The organism is Diaphorobacter sp. HDW4A (assembly GCF_011305995.1).
Lineage (GTDB): Bacteria > Pseudomonadota > Gammaproteobacteria > Burkholderiales > Burkholderiaceae_C > Diaphorobacter_A.
In genome coordinates this window covers 3773345-3787534 of record NZ_CP049910.1, presented here as the reverse complement: position 1 = coordinate 3787534, position 14190 = coordinate 3773345, and the positions used below count along the sequence as shown (strand labels likewise).

The 14190-nt window shown below is 60.6% G+C and carries 18 protein-coding genes; 16 read left to right on the top strand and 2 right to left on the bottom strand.

Going from position 1 to position 14190, the window contains the following annotated elements; all coding sequences use genetic code 11:
• Positions 1-6 precede the first annotated feature (6 nt).
• From hisA to tatC, 12 genes are all read left to right on the top strand, one after another.
• The gene (hisA, locus tag G7047_RS17370; RefSeq protein ID WP_166308111.1) at positions 7-747 is read left to right on the top strand and encodes a 1-(5-phosphoribosyl)-5-[(5-phosphoribosylamino)methylideneamino]imidazole-4-carboxamide isomerase; all 741 of its coding nucleotides are present in this window, start codon (positions 7-9) and stop codon (positions 745-747) included.
• On the top strand, positions 747-1754 hold the full coding sequence (gene galE / locus G7047_RS17365; RefSeq protein WP_166308108.1) for a UDP-glucose 4-epimerase GalE: 1008 nt from the start codon (positions 747-749) through the stop codon (positions 1752-1754). The genes hisA and galE overlap by 1 nt, the downstream gene beginning before the upstream one ends.
• Positions 1754-2641: a D-hexose-6-phosphate mutarotase gene (locus G7047_RS17360; protein ID WP_166308105.1), complete on the top strand. Its 888-nt coding sequence runs from the start codon at positions 1754-1756 to the stop codon at positions 2639-2641. Before galE ends, G7047_RS17360 begins: the two co-directional genes overlap by 1 nt.
• Positions 2642-2729: 88 nt before the next feature.
• Positions 2730-3509: an imidazole glycerol phosphate synthase subunit HisF gene (hisF, locus tag G7047_RS17355; protein ID WP_166308102.1), complete on the top strand. Its 780-nt coding sequence runs from the start codon at positions 2730-2732 to the stop codon at positions 3507-3509.
• 127 nt (positions 3510-3636) lie between these two features.
• On the top strand, positions 3637-4026 hold the full coding sequence (gene hisI / locus G7047_RS17350; protein WP_166308099.1) for a phosphoribosyl-AMP cyclohydrolase: 390 nt from the start codon (positions 3637-3639) through the stop codon (positions 4024-4026).
• A 23-nt stretch (positions 4027-4049) separates the two neighbouring features.
• On the top strand, positions 4050-4451 hold the full coding sequence (locus G7047_RS17345; RefSeq protein WP_166308096.1) for a phosphoribosyl-ATP diphosphatase: 402 nt from the start codon (positions 4050-4052) through the stop codon (positions 4449-4451).
• Positions 4448-4840, top strand: coding sequence for a hypothetical protein (locus G7047_RS17340; protein WP_166308093.1), 393 nt, complete (start codon positions 4448-4450; stop codon positions 4838-4840). The genes G7047_RS17345 and G7047_RS17340 overlap by 4 nt, the downstream gene beginning before the upstream one ends.
• Complete coding sequence (locus tag G7047_RS17335) at positions 4833-5858, top strand: patatin-like phospholipase family protein (RefSeq protein ID WP_166308090.1); 1026 nt, start codon at positions 4833-4835, stop codon at positions 5856-5858. Before G7047_RS17340 ends, G7047_RS17335 begins: the two co-directional genes overlap by 8 nt.
• Positions 5859-5932: 74 nt before the next feature.
• Entirely contained in the window at positions 5933-6289 is a 357-nt protein-coding gene (locus G7047_RS17330) for a histidine triad nucleotide-binding protein (RefSeq protein ID WP_166308087.1), read from the top strand.
• A gap of 135 nt (positions 6290-6424) precedes the next feature.
• Positions 6425-6679: a Sec-independent protein translocase subunit TatA gene (gene tatA, locus G7047_RS17325; protein ID WP_166308084.1), complete on the top strand. Its 255-nt coding sequence runs from the start codon at positions 6425-6427 to the stop codon at positions 6677-6679.
• 39 nt (positions 6680-6718) lie between these two features.
• Positions 6719-7219 (top strand): Sec-independent protein translocase protein TatB, encoded by a 501-nt coding sequence (gene tatB / locus G7047_RS17320; RefSeq protein ID WP_166308081.1) that lies wholly within the window; start codon positions 6719-6721, stop codon positions 7217-7219.
• Between the two features lie 114 nt (positions 7220-7333).
• Positions 7334-8143 (top strand): twin-arginine translocase subunit TatC, encoded by an 810-nt coding sequence (gene tatC, locus G7047_RS17315; protein WP_166308078.1) that lies wholly within the window; start codon positions 7334-7336, stop codon positions 8141-8143.
• Positions 8144-8240: 97 nt separating this feature from the next.
• On the opposite strand, the gene G7047_RS17310 is transcribed toward tatC, so the two are convergent.
• Positions 8241-9392 (bottom strand): trypsin-like peptidase domain-containing protein, encoded by a 1152-nt coding sequence (locus G7047_RS17310; protein ID WP_166308075.1) that lies wholly within the window; start codon positions 9390-9392, stop codon positions 8241-8243.
• Between the two features lie 312 nt (positions 9393-9704).
• Here G7047_RS17310 and G7047_RS17305 point away from each other — a divergent pair, with 312 nt between their 5' ends.
• From G7047_RS17305 to pdxA, 3 genes are read left to right on the top strand one after another with little or no spacing between them, the layout of a single operon-like run.
• Positions 9705-11036 carry an MFS transporter gene (locus G7047_RS17305; RefSeq protein ID WP_166308072.1) on the top strand — a complete coding sequence of 444 codons (1332 nt, stop codon included), beginning with the start codon at positions 9705-9707 and terminating at the stop codon, positions 11034-11036.
• A 40-nt stretch (positions 11037-11076) separates the two neighbouring features.
• On the top strand, positions 11077-11829 hold the full coding sequence (locus G7047_RS17300) for a Nif3-like dinuclear metal center hexameric protein (protein ID WP_166308069.1): 753 nt from the start codon (positions 11077-11079) through the stop codon (positions 11827-11829).
• 29 nt (positions 11830-11858) lie between these two features.
• Positions 11859-12923, top strand: coding sequence for a 4-hydroxythreonine-4-phosphate dehydrogenase PdxA (pdxA, locus tag G7047_RS17295; protein ID WP_166308066.1), 1065 nt, complete (start codon positions 11859-11861; stop codon positions 12921-12923).
• 96 nt (positions 12924-13019) lie between these two features.
• Here pdxA and mscL read toward each other — a convergent pair whose 3' ends face one another.
• On the bottom strand, positions 13020-13448 hold the full coding sequence (mscL, locus tag G7047_RS17290) for a large conductance mechanosensitive channel protein MscL (RefSeq protein ID WP_166308063.1): 429 nt from the start codon (positions 13446-13448) through the stop codon (positions 13020-13022).
• A gap of 135 nt (positions 13449-13583) precedes the next feature.
• On the opposite strand from mscL, the gene petA reads away from it, so the two are divergent.
• Entirely contained in the window at positions 13584-14183 is a 600-nt protein-coding gene (gene petA / locus G7047_RS17285; RefSeq protein WP_166308060.1) for a ubiquinol-cytochrome c reductase iron-sulfur subunit, read from the top strand.
• Positions 14184-14190 lie beyond the last annotated feature (7 nt).

Genomic DNA, 14190 nt, shown 5'->3' with positions numbered 1-14190 from the left:
ACGATCATGCTGCTCATTCCTGCCATCGACCTCAAGGACGGTCACTGCGTGCGCCTCAAGCAAGGCGACATGGACCAATCCACGATTTTTGGTGAAGACCCCGCCGCCATCGCGCGCCGCTGGGCGGACGCCGGTGCACGACGTCTGCATTTGGTGGACCTGAACGGAGCCTTTGCTGGCCAGCCCAAGAATATGGGCGCCATCAAGGCCATCCTGAAAGAAGTCGGCAGCGAGATTCCTGTGCAGCTCGGTGGCGGCATTCGCGACCTGGACACCATCGAGACTTTCATCGACGCCGGCATGCGCTACATCATCATCGGTACGGCTGCGGTGAAGAACCCCGGCTTCCTGAAGGATGCCTGCAGTACCTTCGGCGGCCACATCATCGTCGGCCTCGACGCCAAGGATGGCAAGGTCGCCACCGACGGCTGGAGCAAACTCACAGGCCACGAAGTTGTCGATCTCGCCAAGAAATACCAGGATTGGGGCGTCGAGTCCATCATCTACACCGATATCGGCCGAGACGGCATGCTCTCGGGCATCAACATCGATGCCACCGTCAAGCTCGCTCAGGCGCTGACCATTCCCGTGATCGCCTCGGGCGGTCTGGCCGGCATGGCCGACATCGAACAGCTCTGCGCAGTGGAGCGCGAAGGCGTCGAAGGTGTGATCTGCGGCCGCGCCATCTACAGCGGCGATCTCGATTTCGCGGCCGCCCAGGACCGTGCCGACGAGTTGTCCGCCTGATGATCCTCGTGACCGGCGGAGCCGGATTCATCGGTTCGCATACTTGCGCGGCACTCGCCGAGCAGGGCCTGCCCTATGTTGTGCTCGACAATTTCTGCAACAGCAAGCCCTCGGTGCTCGAGCGCTTGTCGCGCATCACCGGCCAGCAGCCGACCTTCATCGAAGGTGACGTGCGCGACGGCGCACTGGTGGCGCGCGTGCTGCGCGAGCATGGCATCACGGCGGTGATTCACTTCGCTGGCCTCAAGGCCGTGGGTGAATCGGTGGCCGATCCGCTCAAGTACTACGACACCAATGTGGCGGGCACCGTTACGCTGCTGGCCGCGATGCGCGAGGCGGGTGTGCGCACCATGGTGTTCTCGTCGTCGGCCACGGTCTACGGCGACCCCGCCGGTTCGCCCATCCGCGAGGACGCCGCGCTGCATCCGACCAATCCTTACGGCCGCACAAAGCTCATGGCCGAGCAGATCATGGCCGATCTCGACCATTCCGAGCCCGGTCAATGGCGCCTCGCGCGCCTGCGCTACTTCAACCCGGTGGGCGCGCACGCAAGCGGCCTGATCGGCGAAGACCCACAGGACGTGCCCAACAACCTCATGCCCTATGTGGCGCAGGTGGCAGCCGGCACGCGCAAGGAGCTCAGCATCTTTGGCGGCGACTACGTCACTGCGGATGGCACCGGCGTGCGCGACTACATCCATGTGAGCGATCTGGCCGAAGGCCATGTCGCCGCGCTGCGTTATCTGCAGGACCACCCGGGCCTGCTGACGGTGAACCTAGGCACGGGCGAGCCCGTGTCGGTGCTGCAGATGGTCAAGGCCTTCGAGCGCGCGAGCGGCGTGCCCGTGCCGTATCGCATCGTTGATCGCCGCCCCGGTGACGTGGCTGCGTATTGGGCCGATCCCGACACCGCCGTGCGCCTGCTCGGCTGGAAGACCAGCCGCAACATCGACCAGATGTGCGCCGATGTCTGGCGCTGGCAGAACGGCGAAGCGCGCCGCCTGTGATGAGCAGCGAGTCCGCAGCAGCCTCTGGAGCCGTCCGGCACGAGACCTTCAACGGCCAACCCGTTATGCGCCTGTCGCTGGCCAATGGCGACACTGCTCTCATCACGCTGCAGGGTGCGCAGGTCATCTCGTGGAGTACAGCGGCGCAAGGCGAGCATTTTTTCCTGAGCCCGCGTGCGGTCTGGGACGGCCAGTCCGCTGTGCGCGGCGGCGTGCCGATCTGCTTTCCGCAATTCAACCAGCGCGGCCCACTCGTTAAGCATGGCTTTGCGCGCAATCTGCCATGGGTTCTCGAATCGTCTCATCAGAGTGAGACGGGCGACCACGCACAGGCCGTCTTTCTGCTGAAGGACGACCCACAGACACGCGCTTGGTGGCCGCACGGCTTTGAGTCCCGCCTTTTTGTGAAGCTCTCCAAGGGCAGTCTGTGCATGACACTCGATCTGCACAACACCGGCAGCGATGCCTTCAGCTTCACCGGCGCGCTGCACAGCTACCTGCGGGTGAACGACATCGCTCAGCTCTGTCTTGAAGGCCTCGACGGCCTCGCGCGTTGGGACGCGGTGCGCGATCTGCACGCCGTGCAGCAGGGTGCGATCCGCTTTGACGGCGAGTACGATAGCGTGTTCGCTTCGTCGGGGCATCCTGTACGCCCCATGGTCCTGCGAGATCTGCAGGGCGGCGCGTCTCTCATTGTGGAGAACAGCGCCAGCTGGGGCAACGTCGTCGTCTGGAACCCCGGTGCCGCACTCTGTGCGCAGCTCAAGGACATGCCCGAAGACGGCCATCGCACCATGCTCTGCGTGGAAGCCGCCTGCGTCGACGAACCCGTGACCCTGCAGCCTGGAGCGCGCTGGAGCGGTCGGCAGCGTCTCTCGGAACATTGAATTCGCGCCGGATTCCCCGCTGGGGGAATCTGTTGAAATATCGCCTTGGTTTTTCAAAATTTTGTCAGTCTGATCTGGAGAACTCACCGTGCTTGCAAAACGCATCATTCCCTGCCTCGACGTCACCGGCGGCCGTGTCGTCAAAGGCGTGAACTTTGTGGAACTGCGCGACGCAGGCGATCCGGTGGAAATCGCCGCGCGCTACAACGCGCAGGGTGCCGATGAACTCACCTTCCTCGACATCACAGCCACCAGCGATGGCCGCGACCTGATCCTGCCGATCATCGAAGCCGTCGCCAGCCAGGTCTTCATTCCCCTCACGGTCGGTGGCGGCGTGCGCACCGTGGCCGACGTGCGCCGCCTGCTCAACGCGGGCGCGGACAAGACCAGCTTCAACTCCGCCGCGATTGCCGACCCGAACGTGATCAATGCCGCGAGCGACAGATACGGCGCGCAATGCATCGTCGTCGCCATCGACGCCAAACGCCGTCAGGGCCAGGACGTGATTGAACGCGGCGAAGGCTGGGACGTCTACAGCCACGGCGGCCGCAAGAATACCGGCCTCGACGCCGTCCAATGGGCCGCTGAAATGGCCCAGCGCGGTGCAGGCGAAATCCTCCTCACCAGCATGGACCGTGACGGCACCAAGTCCGGCTTCGATCTGGCGCTTACTCGCGCTGTGTCCGACGCCGTGAGCATTCCGGTGATCGCCTCGGGTGGTGTGGGCAATATCGACCATCTGGCCGATGGGGTGCAGCAAGGCGGCGCGGATGCAGTGCTCGCCGCGAGCATTTTTCACTTCGGCGAATACACCGTGCAACAGGCCAAGGAACGGATGCGGGAGCGCGGGATTCCGGTGCGGTTGTAAACGCATTCCCGCAAATCTCGTTTTGGTGCGCTTGGCATTGATTGCCCTCGTCAGCGAGAAGACGGGTTTTCAGACAGAAAATTCCGCGTGCCGAATGCCGATTGCGCGAATGCCTCACAATTCGGGAATGAACTGGCTAGATCAAGTGAAATGGGATGCGCAGGGCCTCGTGCCCGTGATCGCGCAGGAGGCGTCGTCGGGCGACGTGCTGATGTTCGCGTGGATGAACCGCGAGGCGCTCGAGAAGACCGCGGAGCTGGGCCGTGCTGTGTATTTCAGCCGCTCGCGCAGCAAGCTGTGGTTCAAGGGCGAGGAGTCGGGGCATGTGCAGACGGTGCATGACATCCGCATCGACTGCGATAACGATGTCGTTCTGCTCAAGGTGACCCAGACGGGGCATGAGCCGGGCATCGCCTGTCACACGGGACGTCACAGCTGCTTTTACAGTCGTTTGCAGGATGGAGGCTGGACTCCGGTGGATCCGGTCTTGAAAGATCCCGAATCCATCTATAAATAACAAATGATTGAATGAGCGACACCATGACGAGCAATTCCTCACAAGTGCAGGCAAATCTGAGTTCCAACGATTCCCTGGCCCGACTGGCCGAGGTGCTGGAGAGCCGCAAGGCCGGTGATCCGGACAAGAGCTATGTGGCGCGTCTGTTCGCCAAGGGGCCCGACGCGTTCTTGAAGAAGGTGGGCGAAGAGGCGACGGAAGTCGTCATGGCGGCCAAGGATGTGGATCACGGCGCAGACAAGTCCAAGCTGGTCTATGAAGTCGCGGACCTGTGGTTCCACTCCATGGTGGCGCTGTCCTACTACGGGCTCAAGCCTTCGGACGTGATCACCGAGTTGGAGCGTCGTGTGGGCTTGAGCGGGCTGGAGGAAAAGGCCGCGCGCAAGGCGGATCAACGTGCCATTGATGAAGGAGGTTCCACTTGAACAATCGCAACGACATCATCGACATCGAACCCAATCAGCGCGCTGAGAATCTCAAGGCGGTGGGCTGGGTCAGCTACATCCTGCATCTGATCGTGGCGGTGGCGGCGGTGTTGCCGACGGCGCAGGTCAGCGTGCTGCTTCTGCTGGTGGCGCTGGTGATCGACCTCGTCAAACGCGGCGACGCCGAAGGCACTTGGCAGGCGAGCCACTTTTCGTGGCGCATCCGTTCGGTCATCTGGGCAGGCATCCTGTATGTGGTGACTGCGCCGCTGTGGCTGCTGTTCTTCGTGCCGGGCTGGATTGCATGGGGCATCATTTCACTGTGGTTCCTGTATCGCATCATTCGCGGCATGCTGGCCATGAGCAAAGGGCAGGCCATCGATGCTTGACGAGCAAGGGCACAAGACGCTGAACCTTGCACTGCAAGGTGGTGGCTCACATGGCGCGTTCACGTGGGGCGTGCTGGATGCCCTGCTCGAGGATGGACGCATTCGCATCGACGGCGTGAGCGGCACGAGTGCGGGGGCGATGAATGCCGTCGCGTTGGCCCACGGGTTTGCCGTGGCGGCGGGTGAGCACAAAGATCCTCACGAACGACAACAAGCCGGTGCCCAGAAAGCCCGTGAGACGCTTACGCGTCTGTGGGAGGGCGTGGGCACCATGGGCTCGACCATGCTCTGGGGCGTTCCCATGCCAGCTGCTGGCGCGTTCATGAACATGCTCACGCAGTGGCTCTCGCCTTACCAGATGAATCCGCTGGGTATCAATCCGCTACGCAAGCTGCTCGAGAAGGAAGTCGATTTCGAGCTCATCGGCGCGACCAATGCCAAGCAGGTCTTTGTGTGCGCGACCAATGTGCGCACGGGGCGTGGCGAGATCTTCAACGGCAAGCGCCTGAGCGCCGATGCGGTCATGGCCTCGGCCTGTCTGCCCATGCTCTTCAAGGCGGTGGAGATCGACGGAGAACACTACTGGGATGGCGGCTATTCCGGCAATCCTGCGATCTATCCGCTGATCTACCGCACCGAGGCATCCGACATTCTGCTCGTGCAGATCAACCCCATCGACCACGACCGACTGCCCGACGATGCACAGGAAATCATGGAGCGCGTCAACGAAGTCACCTTCAACGCGGGTCTGCTCGCTGAGTTGCGCGCCATCGAGTTCGTGCGCCGGCTGTTGGCTGAAGGCAAACTGGACAATCGACGCTACAAGAATGTGCTGATGCATCGCATCGACGGTGGTGCCGTGCTCGAGCCTTTTGGCGCCGCGAGCAAGATGCGCACTGACATGCCGTTCGTGCGCCAACTGTTTGATCTTGGACGCGAGTCAGGAACCCATTGGCTGAAGCAGCATTTTGCGGATGTGGGCGTGCGTCCTTCGCTCAAGCTGTCCGAGAAGTTGTGACCCGCTGAAAGTGCGCGCCGTTGCTGTCGGCTTGATCCCTTCACCAGATTTCTGTATTTCCTAGAGAGCTTTGCATGCACGATCCGAACTGTATTTTCTGCAAGATCATCGAAGGCAAAATTCCCTCGAAGAAGGTCTATGAGGACGAGGACGTCTTCGCATTTCACGACATCAACCCTTGGGCACCGGTGCACTTTTTGATGGTGCCCAAGAAGCACATACCGTCGATGGCGCAAGTCACTGCGGAAGATGCGCCGCTTTTGGGAAAGATGATGACACTCGCCCCCCAGTTGGCGCAGGAAAATGGCTGCAACCCCTATCCGACGGGCGGATTCCGCATGGTGGTGAATACCGGGGATGAAGGCGGGCAGGAAGTGCATCACCTGCACGTGCATGTGATCGGTGGTCCACGTCCCTGGAAAAAGGGTTGAGACCTCAAAGGGCTCGGACCTCAAAAGGGCGGAGGCCGAACGGAATTCCCCGCCCATGGCTGGGAAAGTTACTGGTTAATGACCGTCTTGACATGAGTGGCGTCTAGAATGGTCTGTATTCGTTAGGAGAATCACATGGGTTCGTTTTCTATTTGGCACTGGCTGATCGTGCTGCTGATCGTCGTGATGGTTTTTGGCACCAAGAAGCTCAAGAACATCGGCTCCGATCTGGGTGGTGCGGTCAAGGGTTTCAAGGACGGCATCAAGGACGGTGGTCAAGCTGAAAATGCCGACGCTGCTGCTGGCAACAATGCCGCTGCAGGTCAGGTGACCAACAACGCTGCGGCCGACAAGTCGACCATCGATGTGGAAGCCAAGCAAAAGAGCTGATGGATCGTTGATGTTCGAGTGCACGACCGGGTTCTTTGAATGATTGATATTGGCCTCTCGAAAATGGCGCTGATCGGCGTGGTGGCGTTGGTCGTCATCGGGCCCGAGAAGCTCCCTAAAGTGGCGCGTACCGTGGGTACGCTGCTCGGCAAGGCGCAGCGTTATGTGAACGATGTGAAGTCCGAAGTCAACCGTTCGATGGAGCTCGATGAGCTGCGCAAGATGAAGGACAACGTGGAATCGGCGGCGCGGGATGTCGAGCAATCGGTCCACACCAGTGCCAAGGATTTCGAGAAGGACTGGAGCGACGCCACGTCGTCTCTGAACGACACGTCGTCCGGTTCTTCCGAGACCACCTCGTCCGAGTACGACTGGAGTTCGCAAAGCTCCATCACACCAGCCTACAGCCACCCGCGCAAGAACTGGCGCGTCAAGCGCGGGGCGACACCGCAGTGGTTCAAGTCGCGCTCCGGCGTGCGTACCAAGGCTCAATCGGGTGCGGCGCGCGTGGCGCGGTTCCGTCCGAAAAGACCGCTTTGAGTTTCTTAACGTGCGGCAACTCGTCTTGCCGCCATGCCCGGTGCGCCGTGCGCGCGCCAAGGCATGCTCCGATACCTGCGTGCGAGTCTTGAGGGCTCGCGCTTTTGTTTGAACATGGCTGACACTCCATCTCCCAAAGACGACGAACTGGCCGGCACTGAGCAGCCCTTCGTACAGCATCTCATGGAGCTGCGCGACCGTCTGCTCTACAGCATCTACGGCATTCTTGTCGCCCTCGCGCTGCTGGCTTTCTGGCCCGGGCCGGACGGTCTGATCGACTTTGTCGCCACACCTATCAGGCACCATATGCCCGAGGGCGCCAAGCTGATCGCAGTGGGCGTATTTTCGCCATTCATCGTGCCGCTCAAGGTGCTGGCGATGGCGGCCGTGCTGCTTGCACTGCCGTGGATCATGTACCAGATCTGGGCTTTCGTCGCGCCGGGCTTGTACTCGCACGAGAAGAAGTTCGCACTGCCGCTGATCTTTTTCGGTAGCGCGCTGGCCTATATCGGCATCGCCTTCGTGCAACTCTTCGTGCTCGAGCGCATGTTCGGTTTCATCCAGCATTTCACGCCGTCGAGCGTGGCGGCCACACCGGACATCTCGTCGTATGTCGAGGCGATTTTGTCGCTCTACATCGCGTTTGGCTGCGCCTTTCAAGTGCCCATCGTGGTGATTCTGCTGGTTCGTTTGGGCATCGTGGACATCGACAAGCTCAAGTCCTTCCGTGGCTACTTCATCGTGCTGGCCTTCGTGGTTGCGGCGGTGGTGACGCCGCCTGACGTGCTCTCGCAGGTGTCGCTGGCCGTGCCTATGATCCTGCTCTACGAAATCGGCATCATTGCGGCGGGCTGGTTCCAGCGGAATACCAAACCTCCGGAAGATCAGGCGAAGGATGAAGCGGGTTCGGAAAAATCGTCCTGATCCCTGCATTGTTTTGCGAACAAAAAAGGGCAGTCCGGAAACGGACTGCCCTTTGCCTTTTGTGGCGCGGCGAAGCGCCTGCTTTTCCGTCTGCCGTTCAACGTTGCTGTTGTGCGCGCTTGGCTGGGGTAGGGCGCTTGCCGGGGGTGATGCTGATCTCGGTCTCGTTGTCACCGCGCAGCACGGCGAATTTGGTTTCGATTCCGGGTTTGAGTGCCGCGACGGTCGAGAGCAACTCGGATACGTTGCTGATGTGCTTGTCGCCTACCTTTGTGATCACGTCGCCGGGCCGCAGGCCCGCCTGGGCCGCTGGGCCGTCTTGCAGCACGCCGGTAATGATCACGCCTTCGGAGGCCTTCACTCCGAAGGTTTCGGCGAGTTCCGGTGAGAGTTCATTCGGCTCGGCACCAATCCAGCCACGTGTGACCTGACCGTCCTTGACGATGCCGTCGAGTACCAGTCGTGCTGTGGAAACGGGAATCGCGAATCCGATGCCCATGCTGCCGCCTGAGCGCGAATAGATCGCCGTGTTGATGCCCATGAGGTTGCCGTTCACGTCGACCAGTGCACCACCGGAGTTGCCGGGGTTGATGGCCGCATCGGTCTGGATGAAGTTCTCGAAGGTGTTGATGCCCAACTGACTACGGCCCAGAGCGGAGACGATGCCGCTGGTCACGGTCTGCCCCACGCCGAACGGATTGCCGATGGCGAGCACGCGATCGCCGACCAGCAACTGGTCGGAATCACCGAGCACGATCACGGGCAGCTTGTCCAAGTCGATCTTGAGGATCGCGAGATCGGTGTCGGGATCGGTGCCGATCACCTTGGCCTTCGCGTGGCGCGCGTCGGTCAGTGTCACTTCGATCTCATCCGCGCCTTCGACCACGTGGTTGTTGGTAAGGATGAAACCATCCGGGCTCACGATCACGCCGCTGCCGAGGCCGACCTGGGCCTGGTTGCCTTGTTCACCGAAGAAGAATTCAAACCAGGGGTCGTTGCCGCGTGACGGGCGCGCGGCCTTGCTGGTGTTGATGCTAACCACGGCGGGCGAGGCCTTGCGTGCGGAGTTGGCCAGACTGCCCGCAGGGGGCTCGGCGCGCGGTGTGGCCGGAGCTTCGATGAGACTGATGCCCGCTCCGCTGCGCGATGCTCCGCGTTGCAGCCAACTGGGCTGCAAGGTGGCCACGACAAAGTACGCGGCGAGCAGGACGGTGACGACCTGAGAAAAAAGCAGCCAGAAGCGCTTCATGTTGAGTGTTTCTCTACTTGCAAAAGAAAGCATTGTCGTCCTTCTGCCCCCTTTGGATGAAGAGCGTGCCGAAGGGCTGCGTCATTTCAACCATTCAATGTGAATGGTTGTTTTGATTCATTCCGTTGCAATTATGGGTAAACCCTTAGTATGTACTCAACTGCCACGGCTTTCGTCCTTGCATCCGCAGCATCCTCGCGGCTTGCCTACCCCCAGATTTCCCAATCGGCCGATCTGTGAAGGTTGGACCCAGTGGCGCGATCCGTTCGCCATATGTCGTGCAGTTGTTCATCCGAACTACTGAATCACGCAATGACCCACATGACTTCTGCGGCCGCGCTCCCGTCTGCCGGTGAACCGCAGCGAACACTCAACAAACACGACTATCAGACGCTCAGCCTCTCGGCTCTGGGCGGTACGCTGGAGTTCTACGACTTCGTCGTCTACGTTTTCTTTGCCAATATTCTGGGCGCGCTGTTCTTCCCGGCAGACATGCCTGAGTGGCTGCGTCAGCTGCAGACGCTGGGCATCTTCGCGGCCGGCTATCTGGCCCGCCCCGTCGGGGGCATCATCATTGCGCACTTCGGCGACAAGCTCGGTCGCAAGAAGATGTTCACGCTCTCGATCTTCCTCATGGCCGTGCCCACGCTGGTGATCGGCCTGCTGCCGACCTATGCATCGATTGGTGTGGCCGCACCACTATTGCTGCTGGTCATGCGCGTGCTGCAGGGTGCTGCCATTGGCGGTGAAATGCCCGGTGCCTGGGTTTTTGTGGCCGAGCATGTGCCCGAGCGCCACTACGGTCTCGCCGTCGGCACGCTGACGGCTGGCATCACTGGCGGCATTCTGTTGGGGTCGTTGATCGCCGTGGGCATCAATACGCACTACAGCACTGCGGAGATCAACGAATACGCGTGGCGCATTCCGTTCATTCTGGGCGGTGTGTTCGGCCTGATCTCGGTGTACCTGCGCCGCTTTCTCGAAGAGACTCCTATCTTCAAGGAGCTTGCCGCACGAAAGAAGGTGGCAAGTGAATTGCCGGTGAAGACCGTGTTGCGTGAACATCGCCCGGCTGTGCTGCTCGTGGCGCTGATGACGTGGGTGCTGTCGACCACCGTGGTGGTGGTGATCCTGATGACGCCGACCTATCTGCAGAAGGTCTTCCACATCGCGCCCACGCTTTCGCTCGAGGCCAACGTGGCGGCGACGCTCACCCTCACCATCGGCTGCGCCGTCTGCGGCTGGGCGACCGACCGCTTCAGCACCAAGGCTGTGATGCTGATCGGTTGGGGCGGTCTGGCCGTCACGTCCTACTTGTTCTACATGAGCCTGCCGGGCACGCCCGAATCGCTGATCTGGCTGTATGCGCTGGTGGGTTTCTTCTGCGGCTCGATCTCGCTGCTGCCCATCACCGGCGTGCGCGCCTTCCCGCCCGCCATTCGCTTTTCGGGCCTCTCGTTCGCCTACAACATGGCCTATGCCGTGTTCGGTGGCTTGACGCCAATCATCATCAGTATTTGGCAGAAATACGACCTGATGGCTCCCGCACACTATGTGGCCGCTATGGGCATTCTTGGCTTCGTGATCGGTTTTTGGCCGCTGGCCTCGCGCGGCTGGCAACCCCGCTCGCCCCAATCGCGTTGAGGTGACTGTGGTGGCTCGTGCATCTGGGACAATCGAGTGCATGAGCACCTCAAGGCAAACCCTGCTGAACTCCTTTAACGAACTCCTGCTGCCCGAGCGCTTCAAGGACTACGGCCCGAACGGCTTGCAGGTTGAAGGCAAGGAAACCATCTCGCGTATTGTGAGCGGCGTCACTGCCAGCCGCGCACTTATCGAAGCGGCCATCGCACAGAAGGCCGATGCGATCTTCGTGCACCACGGCCTGTTCTGGCGTGGCATGGACGGTCGGATCACGGGCTGGATGAAGCAGCGCATTCAGCTGCTGCTCGCGCACGACATCAATCTCTTCGCCTACCACCTGCCGCTCGATGCGCACCCCGAATTTGGCAACAACGCCCAGCTCGGTCGAGTACTGGGTCTGCAGGCCGACCAACGCTTTGGCGAGCAGGATCTGGGCTTTGCCGGCGCTGCTGATTTCGCCAGCGCAACCGATCTGGCACGTCATGTGCAAGCGGTATTGGGGCGTCACGTGACCTTGGCTGATCCGGGCAACGGACGCGAGATTCGCCGCGTCGCCTGGTGCACGGGCGGGGCCCAGGGCTTCTTCGAGTCGGCCATCACCGCTGGTGCCGATGCCTTCATCACTGGAGAGATCTCCGAACCTCAGGCACACCTCGCGCGCGAGACCGGGGTGGCCTTCCTCGCCGCAGGTCATCATGCGACTGAGCGCTACGGCGCACCTGCCGCCGCCGCGCATGTAGCGCAGCAGCTGGGCTTGGCGCATGAGTTCATCGAAATCGAGAATCCGGCCTGAATCGCAAGCAACAAGCGCCAAGCAACACCATGTCCGTTGAATCACAGAATTTGTCCAAGCCACTGGTCATCACGCAAGGCGACCCGGCGGGCATTGGCTCGGAAATCATCGTCAAGGCATTTCGCGACGCGCCTGACGTCACGCGCGGGTGTTTCGTCGTCGGCGATGTGGCGACCATGCGGCGCGCTGTGCAATGCGTGAGTGAGGAGGGCGATCTGCCGATTCCGGTGATGCGCATCGAGGATGCGGCCGAGGCTTTGCGGATGCCGCCGCGATGCATTCCGGTGCTCCAGTTGCCGGATATGCCGGCGGCGCTGGTGCCTTTTGGCCAGATCACCCGAGAGGGTGGGGATGCTGCCGCACATTGCGTGATCTGGGCCGCGCGCGCCGCGCTGCGTGAAGAGGTCGCGGCACTGGTGACTGCGCCGCTGCACAAGGAAGCCCTGTCGCTTGCGGGCGTGAGCTTTCCCGGACACACCGAGTTGCTGCAGGCCGAATCCGCCGCCTTCACGGGTGTGGGCATCGCCGATATGCCGGTGCGCATGATGCTTGCCAATGATGCGCTGCGAACCGTGCTGGTGAGCATTCACATGTCACTTCGTGATGCAATTGATGCGGTTACTTTCGAAAATGTATTGCAGACATTGCGCATTACCCACAACGCGCTGTCCAAGACGTTGGGCCGGCCACCGCGCATGGGTGTGGCGGGTTTGAACCCGCATGCGGGAGAAGGGGGCCTGTTTGGACACGAGGAGCTGGAAATCATCGCTCCGGCGGTCGCTGCGGCTCAAGTTGAAGGCATTTTCGCCACAGGTCCTTTTGCGCCAGATACGGTTTTCATGCGCGCTCGTAGCAGCGTGGACAAGCACGGCGAGTTCGACGTGGTGATCGCCATGTACCACGACCAAGGGCTCATTCCGGTCAAATATCTGGGTGTGGACTCCGGTGTGAATGTGACGTTGGGCCTGCCGCTGGTGCGTACCAGCCCTGACCACGGCACGGCATTCGATATTGCAGGAAGCGGAATCGCGGATGCAGCGAGTTTGATTGAATCCATTCAGGTCGCTAAACGGCTTGCGAACTGGAATGAGTGAAATATGCGCAATTATTAATACATGAGATTGTGATGAAAAGCAAAACGCCGCTCGATGGAGCGGCGTTTTGCTTTGGAGTGTTGTAAAAAAATCAAATCAACGCTTGAGATTGTCGCGGATTTCACGCAACAGAACGATGTCTTCGGGTGTGGCTTCCGGAGCTGGGGCCGGGGCCGGAGCTTCGCGCTTCAGGCGGTTGACCTGCTTGACCATCAGGAAAATGATGAAGGCGAGGATGATGAAGTTCACGGCGACAGTGATGAAGTTGCCGTAGGCGAAAACCGGGACGCCTGCCTTGCGGATGGCTTCCAGGGTATGGGGTGTTCCCTCTGGAACATTTCCCAGTGCAACGAATAGATTCGAGAAGTCCAGCTTGCCGAAGATCAAGCCGACGATGGGCATGATGAGGTCGTTGACGATGGAGTCAACGATCTTGCCGAATGCTCCACCGATGATCACGCCGACTGCCAAATCAATGACGTTGCCTTTGACTGCGAATTCGCGAAACTCAGACATGAAGCTCATAAATGAAATCCTTTGATATAGATGAAAACACTGAAGTATTGCCTAGCTTAAGGGTGAACGCTATGGTGCGTTAACCATTTTCACTCCGCTACAATTTATTGTTAAACATATTAGCGAAGCAAATCGAGGACCCCCATGAGTGAATCCCGGATCGATTCCAGCAAACGGACGTGGCTGATTGCGTCTGGCTGCGCTGGTGCGGTGGGCGGCGTTGGAGTTGCCGTCCCCTTTGTGAGCACGTTTCAGCCGTCGGAAAAGGCAAAGGCCGCCGGTGCGCCGGTGGAGGTGGATATCTCATCTCTGCAGGAAGGGGAGAAAATGACGGTGGAGTGGCGCGGCAAGCCAGTCTGGATCGTCAAACGAACCAAGCAACAGCTCGATGAGTTGCCAGCGCTCGACTCGCAACTGGCCGATCCGAAATCGCTTCGCAAGGCCGACGAGTTTACGCCGCCGTATGCGCGCAACGAGGCGCGTTCGATCAAGCCTGATGTTCTTGTCGTCGTGGGAATCTGCACCCACTTGGGCTGCTCGCCGGTGGACCGGTTCCACTCGGGTCCTCAGCCTTCGCTTCCGGATGACTGGAAGGGCGGTTTCCTCTGTCCCTGCCACGGCTCCACATTCGATCTGGCTGGCCGCGTGTTCAAGAACAAACCCGCTCCCGACAACCTTGAGGTTCCACCTCACATGTACCTGTCCGACACCCGATTGCTCATCGGCGACGACAAGAAGGCTTGAGGGAAAC